The sequence below is a fragment of the Corallococcus sp. 4LFB genome, assembly GCF_046520365.1.
Lineage (GTDB): Bacteria > Myxococcota > Myxococcia > Myxococcales > Myxococcaceae > Corallococcus > Corallococcus caeni.
On record NZ_JBKGHJ010000078.1, the window covers coordinates 1 to 22,408 of the forward strand.

The 22,408-nt window shown below is 69.7% G+C and carries 23 protein-coding genes and 1 pseudogene; 14 read left to right on the plus strand and 10 right to left on the minus strand.

Annotated elements, in window-relative coordinates:
• The first annotated feature begins 127 nt into the window (after positions 1 to 127).
• Positions 128 to 1,042, plus strand: coding sequence for an ATP-binding protein (locus tag ACLEQD_RS11375; protein WP_410383529.1), 915 nt, complete (start codon positions 128 to 130; stop codon positions 1,040 to 1,042).
• A gap of 12 nt (positions 1,043 to 1,054) precedes the next feature.
• Here the strand turns inward: ACLEQD_RS11375 and ACLEQD_RS11380 are convergent, their stop codons facing one another.
• The gene (locus tag ACLEQD_RS11380) at positions 1,055 to 1,570 is read right to left on the minus strand and encodes a GreA/GreB family elongation factor (RefSeq protein WP_171412609.1); all 516 of its coding nucleotides are present in this window, start codon (positions 1,568 to 1,570) and stop codon (positions 1,055 to 1,057) included.
• An 87-nt stretch (positions 1,571 to 1,657) separates the two neighbouring features.
• Between ACLEQD_RS11380 and ACLEQD_RS11385 the strand changes: the two genes are divergently transcribed.
• Both ACLEQD_RS11385 and ACLEQD_RS11390 read left to right on the plus strand, forming a co-directional pair.
• Positions 1,658 to 1,939 carry a rhodanese-like domain-containing protein gene (locus ACLEQD_RS11385; protein WP_410383530.1) on the plus strand — a complete coding sequence of 94 codons (282 nt, stop codon included), beginning with the start codon at positions 1,658 to 1,660 and terminating at the stop codon, positions 1,937 to 1,939.
• Positions 1,940 to 2,018: 79 nt separating this feature from the next.
• Positions 2,019 to 2,906: a DMT family transporter gene (locus tag ACLEQD_RS11390; protein WP_410383531.1), complete on the plus strand. Its 888-nt coding sequence runs from the start codon at positions 2,019 to 2,021 to the stop codon at positions 2,904 to 2,906.
• Between the two features lie 10 nt (positions 2,907 to 2,916).
• On the opposite strand, the gene ACLEQD_RS11395 is transcribed toward ACLEQD_RS11390, so the two are convergent.
• The 4 genes from ACLEQD_RS11395 to ACLEQD_RS11410 all read right to left on the minus strand — a co-directional run bounded on the left by ACLEQD_RS11395 (position 2,917) and on the right by ACLEQD_RS11410 (position 5,427).
• On the minus strand, positions 2,917 to 3,849 hold the full coding sequence (locus ACLEQD_RS11395; RefSeq protein WP_410383532.1) for an alpha/beta fold hydrolase: 933 nt from the start codon (positions 3,847 to 3,849) through the stop codon (positions 2,917 to 2,919).
• Between the two features lie 156 nt (positions 3,850 to 4,005).
• On the minus strand, positions 4,006 to 4,353 hold the full coding sequence (locus ACLEQD_RS11400) for a class I SAM-dependent methyltransferase (RefSeq protein ID WP_410383549.1): 348 nt from the start codon (positions 4,351 to 4,353) through the stop codon (positions 4,006 to 4,008).
• A complete protein-coding gene (locus ACLEQD_RS11405; RefSeq protein ID WP_410383533.1) occupies positions 4,239 to 4,577 on the minus strand; it encodes a hypothetical protein in 339 nt (112 codons plus the stop codon). The genes ACLEQD_RS11400 and ACLEQD_RS11405 overlap by 115 nt, the downstream gene beginning before the upstream one ends.
• Before the next feature lie 46 nt (positions 4,578 to 4,623).
• Entirely contained in the window at positions 4,624 to 5,427 is an 804-nt protein-coding gene (locus ACLEQD_RS11410; protein ID WP_410383534.1) for a prolipoprotein diacylglyceryl transferase, read from the minus strand.
• Between the two features lie 533 nt (positions 5,428 to 5,960).
• Here ACLEQD_RS11410 and ACLEQD_RS11415 point away from each other — a divergent pair.
• A complete protein-coding gene (locus ACLEQD_RS11415; RefSeq protein WP_410383535.1) occupies positions 5,961 to 7,373 on the plus strand; it encodes a S8 family peptidase in 1,413 nt (470 codons plus the stop codon).
• A 108-nt stretch (positions 7,374 to 7,481) separates the two neighbouring features.
• Positions 7,482 to 7,892, plus strand: a complete 411-nt coding sequence (locus ACLEQD_RS11420; protein ID WP_410383536.1) for a hypothetical protein — start codon at positions 7,482 to 7,484, stop codon at positions 7,890 to 7,892.
• A 420-nt stretch (positions 7,893 to 8,312) separates the two neighbouring features.
• Here the strand turns inward: ACLEQD_RS11420 and ACLEQD_RS11425 are convergent, their stop codons facing one another.
• The 3 genes from ACLEQD_RS11425 to ACLEQD_RS11435 all read right to left on the minus strand — a co-directional run bounded on the left by ACLEQD_RS11425 (position 8,313) and on the right by ACLEQD_RS11435 (position 10,908).
• Complete coding sequence (locus ACLEQD_RS11425; protein WP_120529762.1) at positions 8,313 to 9,059, minus strand: SDR family oxidoreductase; 747 nt, start codon at positions 9,057 to 9,059, stop codon at positions 8,313 to 8,315.
• A gap of 155 nt (positions 9,060 to 9,214) precedes the next feature.
• Positions 9,215 to 10,435 (minus strand): PLP-dependent aminotransferase family protein, encoded by a 1,221-nt coding sequence (locus tag ACLEQD_RS11430; protein ID WP_410383537.1) that lies wholly within the window; start codon positions 10,433 to 10,435, stop codon positions 9,215 to 9,217.
• A 2-nt stretch (positions 10,436 to 10,437) separates the two neighbouring features.
• A complete protein-coding gene (locus tag ACLEQD_RS11435; RefSeq protein WP_410383538.1) occupies positions 10,438 to 10,908 on the minus strand; it encodes an Lrp/AsnC family transcriptional regulator in 471 nt (156 codons plus the stop codon).
• 253 nt (positions 10,909 to 11,161) lie between these two features.
• Here ACLEQD_RS11435 and ACLEQD_RS11440 point away from each other — a divergent pair, with 253 nt between their 5' ends.
• The 5 genes from ACLEQD_RS11440 (at position 11,162) to ACLEQD_RS11460 (ending at position 17,722) form a co-directional block, all read left to right on the plus strand.
• Positions 11,162 to 11,878 (plus strand): TetR/AcrR family transcriptional regulator, encoded by a 717-nt coding sequence (locus ACLEQD_RS11440; protein ID WP_410383539.1) that lies wholly within the window; start codon positions 11,162 to 11,164, stop codon positions 11,876 to 11,878.
• Positions 11,879 to 11,887: 9 nt separating this feature from the next.
• Entirely contained in the window at positions 11,888 to 12,883 is a 996-nt protein-coding gene (locus ACLEQD_RS11445) for a 3-oxoacyl-ACP synthase III family protein (RefSeq protein ID WP_410383540.1), read from the plus strand.
• A gap of 45 nt (positions 12,884 to 12,928) precedes the next feature.
• Entirely contained in the window at positions 12,929 to 14,485 is a 1,557-nt protein-coding gene (locus tag ACLEQD_RS11450; RefSeq protein WP_410383541.1) for an acyl-CoA synthetase, read from the plus strand.
• Between the two features lie 48 nt (positions 14,486 to 14,533).
• Positions 14,534 to 15,589, plus strand: a complete 1,056-nt coding sequence (locus ACLEQD_RS11455; protein ID WP_410383542.1) for an alpha/beta hydrolase — start codon at positions 14,534 to 14,536, stop codon at positions 15,587 to 15,589.
• A gap of 144 nt (positions 15,590 to 15,733) precedes the next feature.
• The gene (locus tag ACLEQD_RS11460) at positions 15,734 to 17,722 is read left to right on the plus strand and encodes an esterase/lipase family protein (RefSeq protein ID WP_410383543.1); all 1,989 of its coding nucleotides are present in this window, start codon (positions 15,734 to 15,736) and stop codon (positions 17,720 to 17,722) included.
• A gap of 9 nt (positions 17,723 to 17,731) precedes the next feature.
• Here ACLEQD_RS11460 and ACLEQD_RS11465 read toward each other — a convergent pair whose 3' ends face one another.
• Positions 17,732 to 18,337: a DUF4276 family protein gene (locus ACLEQD_RS11465; protein ID WP_410383544.1), complete on the minus strand. Its 606-nt coding sequence runs from the start codon at positions 18,335 to 18,337 to the stop codon at positions 17,732 to 17,734.
• Positions 18,334 to 19,497: an AAA family ATPase gene (locus ACLEQD_RS11470; RefSeq protein ID WP_410383545.1), complete on the minus strand. Its 1,164-nt coding sequence runs from the start codon at positions 19,495 to 19,497 to the stop codon at positions 18,334 to 18,336. The genes ACLEQD_RS11465 and ACLEQD_RS11470 overlap by 4 nt, the downstream gene beginning before the upstream one ends.
• Positions 19,498 to 19,724: 227 nt before the next feature.
• Here ACLEQD_RS11470 and ACLEQD_RS11475 point away from each other — a divergent pair, with 227 nt between their 5' ends.
• The 4 genes and pseudogenes from ACLEQD_RS11475 to ACLEQD_RS11490 form a co-directional block, all read left to right on the plus strand.
• Positions 19,725 to 20,912, plus strand: a complete 1,188-nt coding sequence (locus ACLEQD_RS11475; protein WP_410383546.1) for an AMP-binding protein — start codon at positions 19,725 to 19,727, stop codon at positions 20,910 to 20,912.
• Positions 20,828 to 21,214 (plus strand): class I adenylate-forming enzyme family protein, encoded by a 387-nt coding sequence (locus tag ACLEQD_RS11480; RefSeq protein ID WP_410383547.1) that lies wholly within the window; start codon positions 20,828 to 20,830, stop codon positions 21,212 to 21,214. Before ACLEQD_RS11475 ends, ACLEQD_RS11480 begins: the two co-directional genes overlap by 85 nt.
• Positions 21,215 to 21,379: 165 nt before the next feature.
• The gene (locus ACLEQD_RS11485; protein WP_410383548.1) at positions 21,380 to 22,117 is read left to right on the plus strand and encodes a response regulator transcription factor; all 738 of its coding nucleotides are present in this window, start codon (positions 21,380 to 21,382) and stop codon (positions 22,115 to 22,117) included.
• A pseudogene (locus ACLEQD_RS11490) lies at positions 22,114 to 22,408 on the plus strand (sensor histidine kinase); the annotation flags it as partial. The gene ACLEQD_RS11485 and the pseudogene ACLEQD_RS11490, both read left to right, overlap by 4 nt.

The following is a 22,408-nucleotide window of genomic DNA, read 5'->3' on the forward strand; positions in this document are numbered from 1 at the left end:
CCGGAGGGGGCGCGTCCGGGGCGGTGGAGCGGCTGCCCGTCCTGTCCGAGGAGCACGTCGCGGCCCTCGCGCGGGACGCGGAGCACGCGCGGCTGATGCGCGAGGTGGCCCGCACGGCTGCCTGCGCGTGCCGCTGGGCGCGCGCGGCATGCTGGGCGCGCTGCTGCTGCTGCGCTCCAGCGTGCCGCGGGCCTTCGGCGCGGAGGAGGAGCACTTCCTCACGGAGCTGGCCCACCGCACCGCGCTCTACCTGGAGAACGCGCGGCTGTACCGCGAGGCGCGCGAGGCGGTGCGCCAGCGCGACGAGTTCCTGGGCATCGCGAGCCACGAGCTGAAGACGCCGCTCACGCCGCTGAGCCTCAAGGTGCAGCTCCTGCAGAAGCAGGTGGTGGTGCTGGCGCGCGAGGGCAAGCAGGTGCCCACCGAGCGCGTCGCGGAGGCGCTGGACGTGGTGCAGCGCCAGGTGCGCCGGCTGTCGGGGCTGGTGGACAACCTGCTGGACGTGTCGCGCATCACCGCGGGCCGGCTGCGGCTGGAGCTGGAGGAGCTGGACCTGGCGAGCGTGGCCGCCGAAATCCTCTACCGCTTCTCCGCCGCGGCGGCGCAGGCCGGCACGGAGCTGGGCCTGGAGGCGCCGGTGCCGGTGGTGGGCCGCTGGGACCGGCTCCGGCTGGAGCAGGTGGTGACGAACCTGGTGTCCAACGCGCTCAAGTACGGCGCGGGCCAGCCGGTCATCGTGGGCGTGGAGGCGCACGGCTCGCTGGCGCGGCTCACCGTGAAGGACCACGGCATCGGCATCGCGCCGGACGACCTGGCGCGCATCTTCGAGCGCTTCGAGCGCGCGGTGAGCGACCGGCACTACGGCGGCCTGGGCCTGGGGCTCTACATCACCCGCCAGATTGTCGAGGCGTTCGGCGGCAAGGTGAGCGCCCTCAGCACGCCCGGGCAGGGCGCCACGTTCATCCTGGAGCTGCCCCGCGGCGACATCCCGGAGGAGTGGCTCAGCGCGCACGCGGCGCCGGGGCCAACCCAGGGCGAGTAGCCGCGAGTCAGCTCAGGCGACCTCCAGCACCGTCCACTCGCGCACCTCCCCCGCGAGCGTCACCTCCACCACGTCGCCGGCCTTCTTGCCCAGCAGGGCGCGGCCCACGGGCGAGCTGGGGGTGATGACGGACAGGAAGCCGTCGCCGCCGGGGCCGGTGAGCTCGGTGCCCGCGCCGGCGGGGAGCACGAAGAAGGTGCGCTCGGCGAAGCCGTCCTCGTCCTCGGTGCTGCAGTCCACCAGGGCGCCCAGGCCCACGGGCCCCTGGCGCGGGAAGCGCGGCAGCTCCTTCTGGCCAAAGGCCGTCAGCGCCTGCAGCTCTTCTTGAAGGCGGCGGGCGCGCTGGGCCTGGCCCGTGGCGAGGCTGCCGTACTCGATGGCGGCGCGGCCGTCCTCCTTCTTCTCGGACTCCGTGGCGAGGCTGCGGGCGGCCTCGCGGGCGTCGGCCTCCGCGCGGTGGGCCAGCCGGTCGCTCTGCTGGAGCCGCTCGGCCAGTTGGTGGAGCAGGGTGTGCTTGTCGAGTCGCATGGGTATCGGTACAGGACTGTAGCGCCCGGTGCGAAGGCCTCCAGTTTTCAGCCCGGCGGGGCCCCAGGCTTTGGTTGAATGGGACCCATGACGCCTCAGGAACGCTCGCAGAAGGCCCACGAACTCGTCGCGAAGGGCGCCGTGCTGCTGGACGTGCGCACCCCGGAGGAGTTCCTGCAGGGACACCCGGAAGTCGCCCGCAACATCCCCGTGCAGGTGCTGGCCCAGCGCCTCTCCGAGGTGGGCCCGGTGGGCACGTCCGTGGTGGTGTACTGCGCGGCGGGAGGCCGCAGCGCGGTGGCCGCGGAGCTCTTGCGCAAGGGCGGCTTCCCGGACGTCTTCGACCTGGGGTCGGTCAAGAACTGGTAGGCCGAACGGGTGAGCCCGCGCCGCCGGTCCGCGTGACAGCGGGCCGGGTCTTGCGTCAGCGTGCGCGCTGAAAAGCGCCATGCAGACCCGCACCGCCGGCTTCCTCCTCGTCGCCCTGTCCGGCGCCTCCTTTGGCGCGCTGGGCCTGTTCGCGCGCCTGGCCTACGCGGCGGGCACGGACATGCCCACGCTGCTGTTCCTGCGCTTCACGCTGGCGGGGCTGGTGCTCGCGGGCGTGATGGTCGCGAAGGGCGGCACGTGGCCCCGGGGCCGCCTCCTGGGCGGCCTGGTGCTGCTGGGCGCGGTGGGCTACTTCACGGAAGGCAGCGTCTACTTCATCGCGCTCCAGCACGCGTCCGCCGGGCTGGTGGCGCTGCTGCTCTACCTCTTCCCCGCGCTGGTGGCCGTCATCCAGGTGGCCCTGGGGCGTGAGCACCTGAGCCGTCCCCGCTGGCTGGCGGTGGGGCTGGCCCTGTGCGGCACGGCGCTCACGGTGGACCCGGGGCCGGACGCGAAGCCGCTGGGCATTGCCCTGGGCGTGCTGTCGGCGGTCATCTACGCGCTCTATGTCCTGTCCAGCGCGCGGGTGGCGGGGCCGGCGGGGCCGCTCGCGGCGAGCACCGTCGTCCCGCTGTCCGCGGGGCTCGCCTTCGGGGCGCTGATGCTGGTGAAGGGCCCGTCCTTTCCCCGGACGCCCGGAGGCTGGGGCGCGGTGGCGGGCCTGGCGCTGCTGTCCACGGTGGTGGCCATGCTCACGTTCTTCGCGGGCCTCAAGCGCATTGGCCCGGTGAACACGTCGCTGCTCTCCACGCTGGAGCCGGTGATGGCGGTGGTGCTGGGCGCCATCTTCCTGGGTGAGCGGCTGTCGCCGCGGCAGGGCCTGGGCGGCCTGCTCATCCTCGTGGCGGTGATGGTGCTGGCCCGGAGCGACCCCGGCCGCCCGGAAGCTGGAGCGGCCGGAGCCTGAAGCGCGCGGGCTACAGGCGCTTGAGGAACGAGTGCACGTCGTGCACGAAGCGCTCCGGGCGCTCGGCGTGCGGCGCGTGGCCGGTCTCCGGATAGAGCAGGTACTTCGCGCCGGGGATGGCGCGGGCCAGGGCGCGCTGCTCGTCCACGGAGAAGAAGCCGTCATGGTCCCCGCCGATGATCAGCGTGGGCACGCGGATGCGGCCCAGGCGCGCGGAGTGGTCCTCCGCGATGAGCCCGTCCAGCGCGTCCTGCCACACGCGCGCGGGCAGCTTGGAGCTCTCCGAGACCAGGGTGTTCAGATAGGACTCCGGCACGGGGGCATGGAAGGTGCTGGCCTGGAACTCGTAGATGAAGGCGGGGTCCACGGGGTCGGTCAGCGTGTCGACGACCTCCTTGAGGCCCAGGGCCACTTCATTGCCCGCCACGGTGGGCGCGGAGCCCACCAGCACCAGCGCCCTCACGCGGTGGGGGAAGTCCAGCGCCACCTGCTGCGCGATGAAGCTGCCCATGGAGTGGCCCACGAGCACGGCGCGCGAGACGTGCATCGCGTCCAGGAAGGCGACCACGTCCCTGGCGAACGCCTGCTGCGTGTAGCAGCACACCGGACGGGACGAATCACCATGGCCGCGCTGGTCCAGCGCGTACACGTGGAAGTCGCGCGGGAAGCGCGGCAGGTCCAGGTCCCAGGTGTGGTGCGAGTCCGTATAGCCGTGCAGGAAGACGACGACGGGCCCGTCCCGGCGGCCCTGCTCCACGTAGCGGAGCGTGACGCCCGTGGACAGCCGCACGGAGCCCTCACGCGCGTTGGCGCCACCCCCGCGGCCAGAGTCCTCCAGCGCTGCCGGAGCACTCACGAGGTCGGGCTCGGAGCCCGAGGTCACGTCGGGTCCACAGCCAGCGAACAGCAGCACCGCGAGGAGGGAAGGAAGGAACCGCGTCATGCGTCAGGGCCTCTTTGGGATGGGGTGCGGCGGGTTGGTCCGCCGGGACACACGCCATCCTAAGGTGACCTCTGACATCCTTCGCGTGAACATCTCCTGGCAGGTCGGAACTGACCTGGCAGGCCGGGTCTCACGAGCCCCGTCCGGGACGGTGGCTCAGGGCCGCCGCGCGAAGATGAACTCGCCCACGCCGCCCAGGCGCTGCTCGCGCCTGAGGATGCGGAAGCCCGCGGTCTCCACCAGCCGGAAGGTGTCCCGGTTGAGGCGGCAGCCGCCGGACAGCCGCCGCCACGCGGGCGTCAGCAGGTCCTGCGCGGTGGCGATGGCGCGGTGGGGCGCCCGCACGTGCTCCAGCAGGCGCAGCTCACCGCCCGGCCGCAGGACGCGCATCACCTCCGCGAGCGCCGTGGCCGGCGCGTCCACGCAGCAGAACACCAGGCTGGAGACCACCGCGTCGAAGGAGCCGTCCGTGAACGGCAGCGCCTGCACGTCCGCCTGGAGCAGCGCCACGCCGCTTCTGCGCGCGCGCGCCGCACCAGCGCCTCCAGGTCCACGTCCACCGCCGTCACCGACGCCACCGTGTCCGGGTAGGCCGGCAGCGCCAGGCCCGTGCCCGCGCCCACCTCCAGCACCTTGCCGGAAAGCCCCTCCACCAGCTGCCGCCGGGCGGCGTTCAGCCCCGCCCAGCCCAGCGGCGCCATCAGCGCGTCGTACGCCAGTGCCCTCACGTGGAACCCCCCTCCCAGCGAATCGCGGACCTGCCCATGGACCCTGCTACCGCGCCGTCTCCACCCGGCCCTGCGGCGCGGACGGCTTCTGCGAGGAGGCGCTCGGCGCCTGCTTGCGCAGCAGGCCCCACAGTCCGTACGCCACCAGCAGCAGGCTGCCGTACTGCGCCGGCGTCAGGCCGAAGTAGCGCGCGTCCACGTACGACAGGTCCGTCGCCCGCAGGAAGTCCAGGCTGAAGCGGGACACGGCGTACAGGAGCGCCAGCAGCGGCAGGAGCCGCCCCTTCAGCTTCGGCAGGTCGCGCACCGCGTACAGCAGGGCCGTGAGCGCGAACAGCACGATGGCGTCGTAGAAGCCCAGGTCGTGCCGGTTGCCGTTGGGGAACTGCACCGCCAGGAAGAAGTCCGTCAGCTTGCCCGGGTGGTCGTGCACCGCGAAGCACCCCAGCCGCGCCACCGCCCAGCCCGGCGCCACGCCCAGCGCGAAGCTGTCCGCGTAGTCGTTGAAGCGCAGCTTCTTCACCCGGAAGAACACCACCGCCGCCACGATGCCGCCCAGCAGGCCGCCGAAGGACGACAGGCCGTCCCAGAACCGGAAGATCTGGAACGGGCTCTTGGACAGCTCCTCCGGGTGGTAGAAGAACAGGTGCACCCAGTGGCCGAAGAGCATGCCGGCCGCCACCCCCCACATCGCGAAGTCCGCCAGCGGGTTGGGATCCAACCCCTCGCGCTCCGCCTGCTTCGTCAGCAGCCGGGCAGCCAGGAGGATGCCTGCCGCCACGAAGACGTTGAAGGGGTTCAGCTCCAGGGGCCCCAGCTTGAACGAGGGGGCATGCCAATAGGGAATCAAGGGGGCTCCAGAAAGGCCAGGACCCGCCCGGGCACTGGCCCGGAGGATGGAACGCGAACAATCGGCGCATCCCGGGCTTCCCTCCACCTCTTTTTCACCCCCACGCCCGCCGGACGCGCAAGCCCCACCCGGACGCCCTCCTGAGCCCCCGCCCCTCCTGCCTGCCCCTTCCCCACATCCGCTGGCGGACAGAGCCCGTGTGCGCCCTTCGCCATTGCCCTCGTCCCCCGGAGGGAATCCGTTGTGTTTCCAGAGGTTCGGGGAAGCCGAGTGAGGACCGAGACACCAGACAATGGGTGTCTATTACGGAAATCCCGTGATTTTTTGTCAGGGGGTCGCGGTCAAATCCCCCGGTTGGCCCCCAGCGCATGGGGAGAGGGGAGGGCAGGCGATGCAACGGCTCCGGGCGACGCCCGCGAGCCCGACCCACCGGATCCGAAGGGGCTTGTCAGGGTCCCCAGGTGGACGTGGTCGTACCGCAGGTGCTCTCCCTTCGGGGCCCGGCGCGGATAGGCGGTTCAAGGAGCACAGCCATGAAGTCTTTCCTGTTGGTACCCAAGGAGTCCATCGAGACGCAGGCCCGGCCCGGAGTGCGTGGCACGGCGCAGGGCGAGCGCGTCCTCAGCCGCAGCACCGCGCTGCGCTTCGGCGCGGCCCAGAAGGCACCGGATGCCCTCACCGCGCTCGGCCTGCGGTCCGCCACGCTGCCGGGCGTGCGGCCCACCATCAGCGGCCAGGAGCCCCGCGGCCGCAAGCGCGCCCGTGGCAAGAAGGCCAGCGACGTCGACGCCACGCCCATGCCGGGCGCACCCGTGACGGAGCAGTCCGGCGCGGAGGATGTCGGCAGCTACCGGTTCATGCCGCTCATCGGCGCCACCGTGGCGCACTTCTACTCCCAGGACGCGGAGAAGGCGGCCCGGGGAGAGCTGGCGGAGGAGTTCGAGTTCATCCCGGACGTGGTGCCCCTGTCCTTCCCCGGCCCGGTGTCCGCCGGCCAGACGGGGCCTCGCAACCGCGGCATGAGCTCGCTCGCGCAGCGCGAGTGGCCTGATGAGTCCGGTGTCCCCCTGGCGCACGCCCAGGGCATCCGGGGCGCGGGCGTGGTGCTGGGCATCCTGGACACCGGCGTGGACGCGGACCACCCGGAGTACGTGAACAAGACCATCCAGTTCCGCTACGTCTCGCTCTTCCCCAACTCGCCGCACAACCCGGCCAGGGACGTGCGCGGCTTCGACCCGGACGGCCACGGCACCCACGTGTGCGGCATCGCCGCGGGCGTGCACCACGGCGTCGCGCCGGAGGTGGACCTGTACGTCGCGTCCGTCATCGAGTCGGAGACCATCCGCACCAGCCTGGGCCGCGTGGCCGCCGGCATGGAGTGGCTGCTGCACCAGTTCAGCAGCCCGGGGAACGCGTCTCGCCCCGCCGTCGTCAACCTGTCGCTGGGCTTCCCGCTGCAGCCGCCCCCGGGCATCTCCGAGGCGGACTACCTGCTCAACCAGCGCGCCCTGCAGGCCATGCTGCGTCGGCTGCTGGACAGCAACATCCTGCCCATTGTCGCGGCGGGTAACAGTGGCCCCAACACGGTTGGTTACCCAGCGGCCTTTCCCGAGGCCCTGGCTGTGGGGGCAGTCGACTTCGAGCGCACCGTGGCCACTTTCTCGGCCAGCGGCGCCGTGGGGCGGCGTGTCGTGCCTGATGTCATGGGCTACGGGGTGAATGTGTATTCGTCTACTGAACGCCGCTGCAACAATCAGGCGTTCTATGAACGAATGAGCGGCACGAGCATGGCGGCGCCTTATGTCGCGGGTATCGCTGCCCTGTATCGTTGCCGTGCCCCTGACTTGACGGCATTGGAAGTGAGAGATTTGATTCTGGCCAATGCCATCAAGCTCCCTCGCTCGGCGAACCACCGGACGGGGAAGGGCCTGGCTGTTTTCAGGTGACGCGGTAGTTGCCAGGGCCGGTGCCACGTGAGCACCGGACCTGGGGAGGATGTGGCCATGCGCAGGAAGAATGGCGTGCCGGGCGAACCCCAAGACATATCGGCCCGGATGTCCTCCGTCGCCGCCGTGCGTCCGCTGCCTGGCAGCGGGGGCACGGTGCGCGCGTTGCCGGGCGCCGGTGGCCTGGAGCGTGACGCGCAGCCGGGCGGCGACATCGACGTCACGGTGATGCCCCGGGAGTCGGCCGCGCCGAAGCGCGCCGCCGCGTCCCAGCGGGCCCCCATGCGCTCGCGCGCGGAGCTCTACAAGGAAGGCCAGGCGGAGAACGCCCGCTTTCGCGAGAGCTTCATGCGCTGGCTGGAGGCACACCAGCTGGTGGGCGCCGTGCGCGCCATGAGCGAGCCGGGCGGTTCCCTGCCCATGCTGCACGTGAGGTGCGCTCCGCGCGTGCTGGACCAGCTGCGCCGTGCGCCGGAGTTCGAGGCGGGCACGATGATGCCGCTCGAGCAGCTGTACTAGTCCCGCTCCAACGCCTCCTGTCACGGGCCCCGCTTCCCTGGTAACGGAAGGCGGCCCTCCGGCGGTCTAAACCGCCCTCGCGAAAGTCGGGCACCCCCGCTGGGGGCCCACGCTTCGCACCGGGAAGAGGCTCGCTCGCCGCGTTCACCCCTGTGGAACCGACGGCGGGGCTGCTTCTTCCTGATTAACCTAGAAACTCAGGATTGTAGCGGCCGAACGCCACTGACCGGCGGGACCAGTGTGCTGTCTGGGATTGGACGGAGTCAGTCAATCAGGCAGGCGTCTTCAAAGGACAGCCGCGGGTTGCGCGGGAAGAGCTTCGCCGGGTCGCCCACGCCAGGCGTTCTGGAAGGTCATGCGGGCCGCGCCCCGGAGGCGCAAGAGCGCCTGAAGTCCGGAGCGCGGTGGAAGCTTCGCGGCCTAGAAGTTGTGGCCGCCGTCCACGTCGATGGTGCGGCCGTTGAAGTAGTCGCACTCCACGATGAACTTCACGGCCACCCAGATGTCCTCCGGCTCGCCGATGCGGCCCACCGGGATGGCGGCCACCAGCGCGTCGCGGGCCTTCTGGTTCATCCCCTGCGTCATGGGCGTCTCGATCATGCCCGGGGCGATGGCGCCCACGCGGATGCCGAAGGGCGCGAACTCGCGCGACCAGGTGACGGTGTTGGCGGCGAGCGCGGCCTTGGCGGACACGTAGTTGGACTGGCCGCGGTTGCCGTGCCGCGCGATGGACGACATGTTCACGATGACGCCGGGGCGCTGGTCCGTCTCCACCATCTTGGAGACGACCTCGCGCACCATCAGCGTGGCGCCGGTGAGGTTCACGCCGATGACGGCGTTCCAGTCCGCCGTGGACAGCTTCTTCACCTGGCCGGTGGTGCGGTCCTTCTTCACGAGCAGCGCGTCGCGCAGGATGCCCGCGTTGTTGATGAGGCCGTTGAGGCCGCCCATGGCGCCGTGCGCCCACTGCACGAAGTCCGTGACGTCCTGCTCGTTGGACACGTCCAGCTTGCGGCGGTGGATGCCCGCCGGCAGCGCCGCGAGCTTCTCCTCGTTGACGTCGCCAACGGCCACCTGGCCGCCCGCCTCGTGGATGCGCTGGGCGAAGTGCGCGCCCATGCCCTGCGCGCCACCCGTCACGATGATCTTCAGGTCCTTCAGCTGCATGTGCCTCTCCTTGGGCGTGTCCGAAAAACGCGCGCAGGGTACGCACACCGCGCGGGCCCTGGCCAGCGCCGCGGAGGCTGAAACCTGAATCAAGCTTCAACTTTTTCTGGAGCCCCGGCCCCCGACGCGGTGCGTTGGGGGCCGGGCTGCTGGGACTACAGCGCGTCGGCGATGACGGCGCCCAGCCGGCGCATGCCCTCGTCGATGAGGTCGGGCGGGCGGTTGGAGTAGTTCAGCCGCATGAACTGGGGCTTCTGGTCGTTGGCGAAGAAGGGGGCGCCGGGGACGAAGGCGACCTTCTGCTCGATGGCGCGGGGCAGCAGCGTGGCCGCGTCCAGGCCCTGGGGCAGCTCCACCCAGAGGAACATGCCGCCGTCCGGCCGGGTCCAGCGGGTGCCCTTGGGCATGTGGGCTTCCAGCGCGGCGAGCATCGCGTTGGCGCGCTCGGCGTAGATGGGCATGAGGGCCTGGATGTGGCCCGCGTAGTCGAACGTCTCCAGCAGCCGCGCGGTGGCGCGCTGCGCGAGCGTGGCGGTGTGCAGGTCGGTGGCCTGCTTCGCGATGGTGAGCGACTTGAGCAGCGGGCGCGGCCCCGTGACCCAGCCCAGGCGCAGGCCGGGGGCCAGCGTCTTGGAGAAGGTGGACAGCGACAGCACGACGCCCTGGTCGTCCAGCGACGCGAGCGACGGCAGGTGCACGCCCCTGAAGCGCAGCTCGCCGTACGGGTCGTCCTCCAGGATGATGAAGCGGTGCTCCTGGGCCAGCTTCACCAGCGCCTTGCGGCGCTCCAGGGACAGGGTGGTGCCCTTGGGGTTCTGGAAGTTGGGGATGACGTAGAGCAGCTTCGGCGGGCCCTTCTTCTTCACCAGGGCCGCCAGGTCGTCCGTGTCCATGCCCGCGTCGTCGCTGCGCACGGTGGCGAACTCCACCTCGTAGCCGCCGAACGTCTGGAGCGCCGCCAGGTAGCTGGGGTCCTCCACCACCACCAGGTCACCCGGGTCGAGGAGGATCTTGCCCACCAGGTCCAGGCCCTGCTGCGAGCCGCTGGTGATGAGCACCTGGTCCGTGTTCACGTGCTGGCCCTTGCGGGTCAGGTGCCCGGCGATCCACTCGCGCAAGGGAGCGAAGCCCTCCGTGGTGCTGTACTGGAGCGCCGGGCGCCCCTCCGCCGCGAAGGTCTCCTCGAACGCCTTCGCGATGGCGCCCACGGGGAAGAGCTCCGGGGCGGGCAGGCCGCCGGCGAAGGACAGGATGTCCGGGCGCTCGGCGATCTTGAGGATCTCCCGCACCGCGGACGTCTTCATCCGGGACATGCGCTGGGACAGCCGGTAGGCCGGAGGAGGGGGCAGGGGGGCACTCATTGCGTCCGCGCTCATGTTCATTCTCCGTTCAACAGCTCTTCGGGGACACGCACGTGCGTGTCTTCCTTCAAGGTCGACAGGACGATGGTGGTGCTCGTGCGGGTCACACCTGGAATGGTGCGCAGCGTCTCCACGAGCAGCGAGTCCAGCGTCCGCGTATTCGCGGTCTTCACCTTCAAGACGTATGAGTCCTGCCCCGCGACCCGGTGGGCCTCCAGCACGTCCTCCAGCTCGGCCACCTTCCGTGCGAAGCCCTCGAAGTGCTTGGGGTGCTCGATGCTCACCCCGATGAAGGCGGTGATGTCCTTGCCCAGCTGCGTCGCGTCCACGCGCGCCGTGTAGCCGGTGATGACGCCCTTCTCCTCCAGCTTGCGGATGCGCTCCGCCACCGCCGGCTGGGACAGCTTCACCCCACGTGACAGCTCCAGCTGCGTGGCCCGGCCATCGCGCTGGAGCATGTCCACGATTCGATAATCCAGGGCGTCCATGGGGCTTGTGGCCTTATTTTTATAAGCGGTCTGGGCAGTCGGCGGTGAAGTTATATGCATCCGGCCGGGAGTGCAAGTCTGTTTGTGCGCCAAGGGGTTGATGCCGGCGGAGCGTCCTCCACCTGACCTCCGGAGCGCCCCGGCAGGCGGACAGTGGATGTTTGACGCCGCGCGTCCGTGTCTGTCTTTGACGCAAGGAGCCATCCATCCGCTTTTGACAGGGCGGTCGGCCGGGTGCTACCCGTTCTGAAAGATGAATCGCCCTTCAACTTCAGAACGCGTCCCCGTCACGCCGCGCGGTCAGCGGACGCGGCAGAAGCTGTTGAAGGCCGCGGAGGCGGTGTTCGGGGACAAGGGCTACGAGCGCGCGTCCATCGCGGACCTCACGCGCAAGGCCAGCGTCGCGCTGGGCACCTTCTACGTGTACTTCCCGGACAAGCAGTCCATCTTCGTGGAGGTGGTGGACGAGCTGGGCGCGCGCCTGCGCCGCCTCATCGCGGAGTCCACGGCCGCGTGCACCACGCGCCTGGAGGTGGAGCGCGAGGGGCTGCGCGCCTTCTTTGAGTTCGTGCGCCAGCACCCCAACCTCTACCGCGTGGTGCGGCAGGCGGAGTTCGTGGACGCGGACTGCTACCGCCGCTACTACGACCGCTTCGCCAGGGGCTACGTGCGCGGCCTCACGCAGGCCATGGACAAGGGCGAGGTGCGCCGCATGGACCCGGAGGCGCTCGCCTACTGCCTGATGGGCATTGGCGACTTCCTGGGCATGCGCTGGGTGCTCTGGGAGGAGGACCCGGGCCTGGAGCGCGTGCTCGACACGGCGATGGCGCTGCTGTCCCACGGCCTGCCGTCCCACCTTCAAGCCGTCCCCTCCCCGCAGCACGCAGTGAAGCCGTCCAGGCCCGCCCCCCCGGCGAAGCCCACCCCCCCGAAGTCCCCCCGCCGTCCGTCACGCGGTCCCCGGAGCTGAATCCCCGTCATGCGTTACGCGAACATCCTGTCCACCGGCCGCTACGTCCCCGAGAAGCTCCTCACCAACGCCGACGTGGAGAACATCCTGGGCGAGAAGGTGGACGAGTGGCTCCAGCAGAACGTGGGCATCAAGCAGCGCCACGTGATGGCGGACCACCAGGCCACCAGCGACCTGGCCGTGGCCGCCGCGAAGGAGGCGCTCTCCCGCGCGAAGGTGGACCCGAAGGAGCTGGACCTGGTGCTCGTGGCCAGTGACACGCCGGACTACCTCTCCCCCGGCACGTCGTCCGTGGTGCAGGCGAAGCTGGGTGCGGTCAACGCGGGCACCTACGACATCAACGCCGCGTGCGCGGGCTGGGTGACGGCGCTGGACGTGGCGTCGAAGACGCTTGCCGCGGACGACAGCTACCAGCGCATCCTGGTGGTGGGCGCCTACGGGATGACCCGGTACGTGAACTGGAAGGACAAGAAGACCTGCACGCTGTTCGCGGACGGCGCGGGCGCGGTGGTGCTGGGCGCGTCCGACAAGCCGGGCTTCCTGGGCGCGAAGCTGCTGGCCAACGGCGAGTACCACGACGCGCTGGGCATCTACACGGGCGGCACCCACCGGCCCGCCACGGCGGAGACGCTGGCGCTGACGGACGGCAAGCCCGCGGTGCAGTTCGTGCGCAAGTTCCCCTCCACGTTCAACACCGAGCGCTGGCCCATGCTGCTGGACACGCTGCTCAAGCGCGCGGACCAGACGCTGGACGACGTGAAGCTGTTCGTCTTCACGCAGCTCAACCTGCGCACCATCGAAGCCACCATGAAGGCGCTCAACCAGCCCATGGAGAAGGCGCACTACACGATGGACAAGTGGGGCTACACGGGCTCCGCCTGCATCCCCATGACGCTCGACGACGCGGTGCTGCAGGGCAAGGTGAAGAAGGGCGACCTGGTCGCCTTCTGCGCCAGCGGCGGTGGCCTCGCCATGGCGTCCGCCCTCTACCGCTGGACGGCCTGACCTTACCCCCCCGCACCCCGCCTCATTCAGACAGGAGCTCTTCGCATGTTCATCGGGGACTGGATGGGGCGGGGTGCCCTTTATTGGCCGGACGCGGTGGCCGTGGTGGACGTGGCCCGGAAGGACGCGGGCCGCTTCACCTACCGGCGGATGAACGCGCGCGCCAACGCGCTCGCGGGCTGGCTGCGGGACGTGGCGGGCGTGCAGCGCGGGGACCGCGTGGCCATCGTCGCGCACAACGGCGTGGAGTACCTGGACACGCTGTTCGCGTGCGGGAAGCTGGGCGCCGTCTTCGTGCCCTACAACTGGCGGCTGCACGCGGCGGAGCTCACGGACGGCGTGCGCGCCATCCGCCCGCGCGTGCTGCTGTTCGGGGACGACTTCAAGGACGCGGTGGCCCAGGTGCGCGAGCACGTGGGCGACGGCCTGCGCCTGGTGTCCCTGGAGGCGCAGGGGCTGCCCGGCGCGGATCCGTACGAGACGGCCATGGCGTACGCGCCCGCCGCTCCCGTGACGAACGACGCGGTGAGCGAGGAGGACATCCTCTGCCTGCTCTTCACCGGCGGCACCACCGGCCGCTCCAAGGGCGCGAAGGTGTCGTACCGCATGGTGGCGTGGAACACGCTCAACACGCTGGTGCATGAAATCCGTCAGGGCGACGTGACGGTGACGCACACGCCGCTGTTCCACACGGGCGGGCTGCTCGTCTACACGCTGCCCCTGCTCACCGTGGGCGGCACCGTGGTGCTGATGCGCCGCTGGGACCCGGAGGAGATGCTGGGCCTGGTCGCCAAGGAGAAGGTGACGCTCTTCTTCGCGGTGCCCACGCAGTACCAGCAGTTGATGGACTCGCCGCGCTGGAAGGGGACGGACTTCTCCTCCGTGCGCTTCGTCACCAGCGGCGGGGCGCCCCTGCCGGTGACACTGCTCCAGGCGTGGCAGGCGGTGCACCCGGTGCCCTTCAAGCAGGGCTTCGGCATGACGGAGTTCGGCCCGGGCATCTTCAGCATGGGGCCGGAGTTCGCGGTGTCCAAGGCGGGCTCCATCGGCCGGCCCAACTACTTCATCGACGCGAAGCTGGTGGACGACGCGGGCAGGCCCGTCCCCGTGGGCGGGGTGGGGGAGCTGGTGCTGAAGGGGCCCTCCATGTGCTCCGGCTACTTCGAGGACGACGCCGCGACGAAGGAGGCCATCGACGCGGACGGCTGGTTCCACACCGGGGACCTGGCGCGCGTGGACGCGGACGGCTTCTTCACCATCGCGGGCCGCAAGAAGGACATGTTCATCTCCGGCGGGGAGAACGTGTACCCGCTGGAGCTGGAGTCCGTGCTGTACGAGCACCCCGCCGTGCAGCAGTGCGCGGTCGTGGGCGTGCCGGACGCGAAGTGGGGCGAGGCGGGCCGGGCCTACGTGGTGCTCAAGCCCGGGGCCGAGGCCTCGGCGGACGTGCTGCTCGAGCACCTCAAGGGCCGGGTGGCACGCTTCAAGGTCCCCAAGCGGGTGGAGCTGGTGAAGGCCCTGCCGGTGTCCGCGGCGGGGAAGATTCTGAAGCGGGAATTGCGCGAGGCGGCCATCGCCGCGGACGCGCGGGCCGCTTCGTGACGCACGGGTTTTCTTCTCTTCAAAGGCAACGCAACCAGGAGCGCGCACATGGCTGATACATCCAGGAAGGTCGAGATCCGGGACATCCCCACGCAGCGGCTCCGGGTGCGCGCGCGGCTCGTGGGCGAGGAGGGCTTTCCGGTCATCTTCGTGCACGGCAACTGTTCCTCGTCCGCGTTCTTCGAGTCGCTGATGAAGACGCTGCCCCAGGGCTTCCGGGGCATCGCGCCGGACATGCGCGGCTACGGGCACACGGAGGAGAAGACCATCCACGCCACGCGCGGCATGCGCGACTTCAGCGACGACCTGGTGGCGCTGATGGACACGCTGTCCCTGAAGCGCGCGGTGTTCGTGGCGCACTCGGCGGGCGCGGGCATGGTGATGCAGCTGTCCATCGACCACCCGGAGCGCGTGGCCGGGCTGGTGGTGGAGGCGCCGCTGTCGCCGTATGGCTTTGGCGGCACGAAGGACGCGGACGGCACGCCGTGCTGGGCGGACTTCGCGGGCTCCGGCGGCGGCACGGCCAACCCGGACTTCGTGCAGCGGCTGAAGACGAAGGACCGCTCCACGGAGTCGCAGACGTCGCCGCGCAACGTGATGAACGGCTGCTACGTGAAGCCGCCGTTCCGCCACCCGGACGAGGAGATGCTCCTGGACTCCGTGCTGGACACGCACGTGTCGGACGAGCTGTACCCGGGCAACTTCGCCACGTCGCCCAACTGGCCGGGCGTGGCGCCGGGCACCACGGGCATGAACAACGCCATGGCGCCCGCCTACTACAACACCTCCGCCTTCGCGGCGCTGGCGAACGGGCCGGACGTGCTGTGGATCCGCGGCGCGGACGACGCCATCGTCTCCGACACGTCCCTGTTCGACTTCGGCTTCCTGGGCAAGCTGGGCGCGGTGCCCGGCTGGCCCGGGGATGAGAAGTACCCGCCGCAGCCCATGGTGTCGCAGATGCGCAGGGTGATGGAGCGCTACGCGGCCAACGGCGGCCGCTACCGCGAGGTCGTCCTCCAGGACACGGGCCACAGCCCGCACCTGGAGAAGACGAAGGAGTTCCACGACCTGCTCGTCCCGTTCCTGCAGGAGCACGCCCGCTAGGCGTTCCGCCGTTTCCTGACGCGCGCGACAAGGCACGCGAGGGCCCTTCCGGGAAGACCCTGGGGCCCGTCGTGTGTCCGCGCGCGTCCGTTTCCCTGTCGCAGTCTGCTGTCGCCGCACCCCTCACCCCCAACGGAGGTACGCATGCGAAGCACCTGGACGTTGTCGCTCACGGCCGCATTGCTGATGGCAGGCTGCGGGGCGGAGCCGCCCGCGGAAGCTCCCCCGGCGCAGGAGTCCGTCGCCACGGCCGAGGCCCCGCTGGACGCGGACCTGGCGCCGTACTTCGACGCCATCCCCACCAACTTCACCGGCAACTACCGCGTGGTGGGCACGTACACGCCGCCCTCGTGGTCCTGGGGCCAGATTGAGCTGCTGGAAGGCCGGCAGCGCTTCCGTTCCGAGTACTACAACCCGCGCACGCTGAAGCTGCGGGACCAGGACACGTACCAGTCCAGCGACTACCCGCTGAGGACGTACTTCGGTTCGCTGAACCAGCAGCTGGTGAACGCGTTCAACGTCTACTACGGGAACAGCTGTGCCACGACGTCCGGGGCCACCTGCCCCACGCCGGGCCCCACCAAGCCGGAGGCGCGCTTCGTCCTCCTGCACAAGGGGCGGGCCACCGCGGCGCGCACCTGCAACGTGAACCTGACGCCGACGCTGCTGGTGCACGGCGCCATCCAGGACGCGAACGTCTGGATGTTCCCCAATGGCAACAACGGTTCGGGCGGCACCTACGGCGGCGCGGCGCAGCTGACGGGCATGGTGCAGGACCTGGAGTCGAAGGGCCGCTGCGTGTACGCGGTGACGTTCGGCTCGTTCCACGGCGACAACTTCAACCACGCCATCCACGTGGCCAACGCCGTGCAGCGCGTGAAGGCGCTGCACCCGGGCGTGGCGCGGGTGGACGTGGTCGCGTGGAGCAAGGGCGTGCTGGCGGTGGACCCGTGGCTGGCGAACGCGGCGACGTGGGGCGGCTTCAGCACGACGCGCTTCTTCGAGCGTCTGGCGAAGGAGCAGGCCTCGCAGGTGCCGGCGTATGACGACTCGGTGCGCGTGTACGTGCCGCTGTCCGGCCCGCACAAGGGCATTGACCTGAACTTCCGCCACCCCATCCACACGCTGACCATCGCGAGCACGGCGTCCAACGCGCCGGTGGGCCGTGGCCCGATGCCGTGGACGTACTTCTCCGCGATGCAGTGCGTGACGTTTGGTTACAGCGTGCCCTGGTTCAACAACCCCTACGCGGAGAGCGTGTGCAAGGATTCCGGCGGCGTGTGGACGGACTACTTCCGCCGCATCTACCTGTCGAACATCACGGGGCTGAGCAGCACGGGCACGCCGGTGTACAGCAGCTCGCTGCAGACGCTGAACACGAACCAGGGGCTGTCCTCGTCGTCGTTCAACTTTGACGACTACAACATGAGCCTCTTCGGCGCGGTGAACACGAGCGGCAAGTACGTGACGGCGTACCCGGGTCAGCTGCAGGCGGCGTATGACCTGCGCGGCACGTACCCGATTCCGGACCGCAGCGCGTCCGCGTGGGACAACATCGATCCGGACGAGAACCGCTACTTCCCCTGGCTGGACACGAAGCTCGTCTACAACCCGTACAACCCCTGGATTGCCGCGGGCTACATGCAGTCGAGCGACCACCGGGTGTGCCGCACGACGGCGTTCGACCCGGCGGGTTCGCCGTGCTTCGCGTTCCACGCGTACAACACGAACCAGAACCGGGAGGCGTACGACTCGCTGGGCTACGGCAAGTACCGCATCATGGACGGCCTGGGCATCAACGCGGCGATGGAGATGGGCGGCAAGTTCATCACGCGCCTGGCGGAGCACGGCCTGGATACGCGCCTGAAGTCGCTCTACGTGCTGTACGGCACGGCGGGCGGGGCGACCCCGTTCGAGACGGACGGCATGACGTCCACCACGTCCACGCTGCGCAGCGACGGCGTCCTCTTCGAGGCGAGCATCGCGGCGGTGAACCAGCTCACCCAGGGCTGGACGTCCACGAAGAAGACCGCCGACGCGAAGCAGGAGGGCATGGCCTATGACCACCTGAGCATGGGCATCACCCCGGCGGTGTGGAACAAGATCTCCGCGCACTTCGTTTCGCGGGACTAGCGACTGTTGTCAGGGCTGCTGCTGGGGGCGGGGTGGAACGCTGACTCCCAGCAGCATGCCCATGTCGCGGACGAGCTTGTCGAAGGAGTCCGCCCGGCGGGCGGCTTCGAGATTGAAGACGCTGGTCAGGGCGGGCTGGTCGATGGTTTCGCTGTAACCGCTGGGCATGTGGTTGCCGAGCCAGCCCTTCGCGTCGCGGATGCGCTCGGGCTGGGAAGGAGCACCCAGGTTGGCAGGGAGCCCGCGCTGTCCGTGCAGGGATTCCGCGGCCGTAAGGAACCACGCCTCGTATTCACACTGCGCGACGACCACGGAGATGAGCCGGTTGGCGCGCTGGGCCCTTGCCCAGTCCAGGAGCCGCGGGCCCAGCGCACAGGGCAGGTCCTTGTCGGCATCCAGCAGGACGAGGATGCGGCCTTCGTCGCCCACCTTTCGGGCCGTGAGTTCGATGGCCCGGCGTAGCTCGTCTTCCTTGACGAGTTGGCCCCGTGGAATGCGATGGGGAAAGAGAACCTCCAGGTGGATTTCAGGCGCCAACCACTGCGACAGGCGCCTGACGAGGATGGGCGCGGCGACGACTTCACCATGGCCCTCAACGATGAGCCCCAGCTTCATTCGGTGCCGTGCTCCCACAGCTTGAGGTCATTCGGGGCGGGGATGGTTTGCCGGTCGGGAGCAAGCTGATTGGCCTTCAGCAGTTCGCCCGCTGTGTAGAGACGGTCCTTGAGCGCAGACCGAGTCTCCGCATCCACGGATGCGATGATGCTGCGGCCCTGTTCCGATGCCACCGAAAGGACCTCGTCGCCTCGAATGCTCGGGTCGTCGAGTAGCTCCGGGCTGTGGCTCGTGACGATGACCTGGGCATGCTGGGATGCATCCCGAAGCGCATCGCGCAGGACGCCGGTCGCTGCGGGATGAAGCGCGACTTCGGGCTCCTCGATGCCCACGAGCTGGATTCGCGGTTCGACCCGTGTCTGGAACAGCGCGACTAGAATACCAAGGGCGCGGAGTGTGCCGTCGGACATGCTGATGGCTGGATACGGCTCGTAGACCTCGCGTCCCTCTATGATTCGCTGCCGGAACTGCAAGGTTTCCAGGTGCTCAAGTCGCTTGTGACCAACGCTCGAAAGTCCGGGCACGATGGCTCCCAGGTATTCCTCGATGCGCTTCTTGACATCGACGTCGCGCTTCTCCAGTCGTTCCAGAACGCTTGGGAGGTTGGAACCATCACGGAGCAGCAGGTCCCCCTTGTCAGCAGGTTGTGCTGTTCGAAGCTGGTCGGGATTGAGGTTGTAGAAGCCCATGTTCGAGAGTGCGTCGAAGATGGGGCGGAACTCGGGCAGCCCTGACGCATTGACCAGGTAGAGGCGGTCATCCGCGGCGGGGGGTGAGACTGGTGCCGGAGGAACGAGAATCCTTCCTTCGCGGACGTGATACTTCGCTCGCCCTACGACGCATTCCTCCTCTTGCACTACATGGTCCCCGATTTCAGGGATGGCGATGCAGACGGAGTAGTGTCCGGTGGTGCCATCGGACAGCTCGAAGTCGAGTCGAATCTCGAACTGACTCGACCCACTCAGTCCACGACGCACGATAAGGGCGGCCCCTCCTCGGGTCCGCAGTGCCTGATCCAATGAGGTTCGTAAGGCATCCGTGATGAGCCTCAGCGCATCTAGGAAGTTGCTCTTTCCGGAGCCATTCGGGCCGACGAGGAACGTCAGTGGCCCCAGGGCAACGTCGCAAGCCTCGATGCTGCGGAAGTCACGCAGGATCACACGCGAGATCAAGGGAGCCCGACGCCCGGTGGGACTGGAAGGGGACAGGCCGGGACTCTCGGCGGAAGGCATCTGACGTTCTCCAGCGGCGCGGCGGGCACTTCATCGTGCTAGCAGCTCCCGGGCAGGAGTAGATCTGATACCAGATCAAGTAGCCAGATTGAGTCGCCAGATTGAGTCGCCAGAGTCCGATGCAGGAAGCGCATCGTGCTCTAGCCTGGAGCCGCATGCCCATCGTCCACGACTGGCTGGCCCGGCGGGCCTTGCTCGCCCCGGAGCGCACGGCGCTCGTTGATTCGCTCCGGGGTGGGCGGCGCATCTCGTGGGCGGAGTGGAATGACTCCGCGCACCGGACCGCGCTGCTGCTTCGCGACCTGGGCGTGGGCTTGGGCGACCGCGTCTCCGTCCTTGCCTTCAACGGCGTGGAGACGCTGGACCTGGTGTTCGCGTGCGCCAAGCTGGGCGCCGTGCTCCAGCCGCTCAACTGGCGTCTGGGCGTGGAGGAGCTCCACGGCCTGCTCTCCGATGTCGCCCCCTCCGTCGTCCTCTTCGGACCGGAGTTCCGCGCTCAGGCCGACGCCCTGCGCTCCCGGCTCCCGGCGCAGTGGGTCTCCCTGGCGGATCCGCTCTTCTGCTCGCGCGAAACCCTGACCGGCTCGCTGCCCTCCATCGAGCTGGAGCCGGACTCACCGTGGGTGCTGTGCTCCACCGGCGGGAGCACCGGCCTTCCGAAGTCCGCCGTGCTCACGCATGGCTCGCTCACCGCCAATGCCGTGAACACCGTCGTGAGCTGGGGCCTCACCCAGGACGACGTCGCGCTCGTCAACGCGCCCCTGTTCCACACTGGCGGCCTCAACGTGTTCGCACTGCCCCTGGTGTACGTGGGCGGTGCCTCCGTCGTGTGCCGGGCCTTCGACGTGGGCCAGACCTTCGACCTCATCGACTCGGGCTCCGTGAACCTCGTGTTCGGCGTGCCCACCATGTTCATCGAGATGCAGCGGCATCCCCGCTTCGAGGCCGTGGACTTCTCCCGCCTCAAGCTGCTCATCAGCGGCGGCGCCCCCTGTCCCGCCCCTGTCTTCGAGCGCTTCTTCGCTCGCGACATCCCGTTCCGCACCGGCTACGGCCTCACCGAGGGCGGCCCCAACAACTTCTTCCTCCCTGACGCCGTCATGCGCTCGCACGCGGGCTTCGTCGGCGTGCCCCTGTTCCACGTCGAAGCGCGCATCGACGGTGAACAGCGCCCCGGAGACGTGGGCGAGCTGCTCCTTCGCGGCCCCCACCTGTGCGCCGGCTACTGGCGCGCCCGGAGGAGACCGCTCGCACCTTCGTGGACGGCTGGCTGCACACCGGCGACCTGGCCTCCCGCGACGCACAGGGCTTCTTCCGCATCGAGGGCCGCGCCAAGGACCTGATCATCTCCGGCGGCGAGAACATCCACCCCTCCGAGGTCGAGAGCGTCCTCGCCGGCCACCCCGACGTCGCCGAGGTCGCCGTCATCGGCGTCCCCGACCCGAAGTGGGGCGAGGTCCCCCGGGCCCTCGTCGTCCCCCGGCCGGGCGCGGAGCCGACCCTGGAGGCGCTGGTGGCCTTCTGTGCCGGCCGGCTCGCCCGCTACAAGCTGCCCCGCACGCTGCGGCTGCTGGAGGCCCTGCCTCGCACCCCGGCGGGCAAGGTGGACCGGCGGGGGCTCGTCCGGATGCATGGCGAGGGCTGAATTCCGGTTCCGTTGCGGCCGTCCCCCTGAACGCCCTCGGGATGTCCCTCCGGACCGCCGTTCGTAATATTTCGTCATGGGCCCGTAGCCCCCTGGAAATGTACGGGTGGGAGGTTACAGGTCGCGGCCCGGAGGCGGACCGCAGCCCTCGCGGAGACCCGACCCATGGAGACGACCCCACGCCCCACGCCCTCCGAGGAAGCCACCATCCAGGTGCTCCTCGTGGAGGACGATGAACGCCTGGCGCGGCTCACCGCCCGCTACCTCCAGGAGCACGGCATCATCGTCACCGTGTCCGCGTCCGGCACCGACGCGCTCCTCCAGACGGTCCGCCACACCTTCGACGTCATCCTCCTGGACCTCATGCTCCCCGGCCGCGACGGCCTGGAGGTCTGCCGCGAGCTGCGCACCCGCACGGACGTGCCCATCATCATGCTCACCGCGCGCGGCGAAGAGGCCGACCGCGTCCTGGGCCTGGAGTCCGGCGCGGATGACTACCTGCCCAAGCCCTACTCGTCACGCGAGCTGCTGGCCCGCATCCGCGCCCAGGTGCGCCGCGCGCGCGGCAAGGTGGGCCCCACCAGCCACCCCGTGCACGCGGGCCGCCTGGTGCTGGACCCCCGCAGCCTGAGCGCGTCCCTGGACGGCAAGCCGCTGTCGCTCACCACGTATGAGTTCAGCCTGCTGCGCGTCCTGGCCGAGCGCGCCGGCCGCGTCCTCAGCCGCGAGCAGCTGCTCGACCTGGTGAAGGGCAGCGCGGACGAGGTCTTCGACCGCTCCGTGGACGTGCACATCTTCCGCCTGCGCCAGAAGCTGGAGGTGGACCCCCGCAACCCACGCCTGCTCAAGACGGTCCGCGGCGCCGGCTACATGCTGGCCACCGAGCCCGAGGCGGAGTCGTGAGGTTCTTCCGCCTCCCCATGGGCCTGCTCCCCCGCATCTACCTGGTGGGGGTCATTCAAATCGTCCTCGTGGGCGTGTCGCTCATGCTCGCGCGCGACTTGTTGCGCAACGAGTCCTGGCGCAACCGCTTCGACGACGAGCTGTCCTACTTCGTCGACGAGTGGTCCAACCTGCGCGACCACCCCGCCGCGCTCCAGGCGTCGCTCGACCGCGCCCAGCAGCGCATGGGCATGCGCGTCACGCTGCGCGCCGCGGACGGGACGCTGCTCGGCAACACGCGGCCGGACCCCG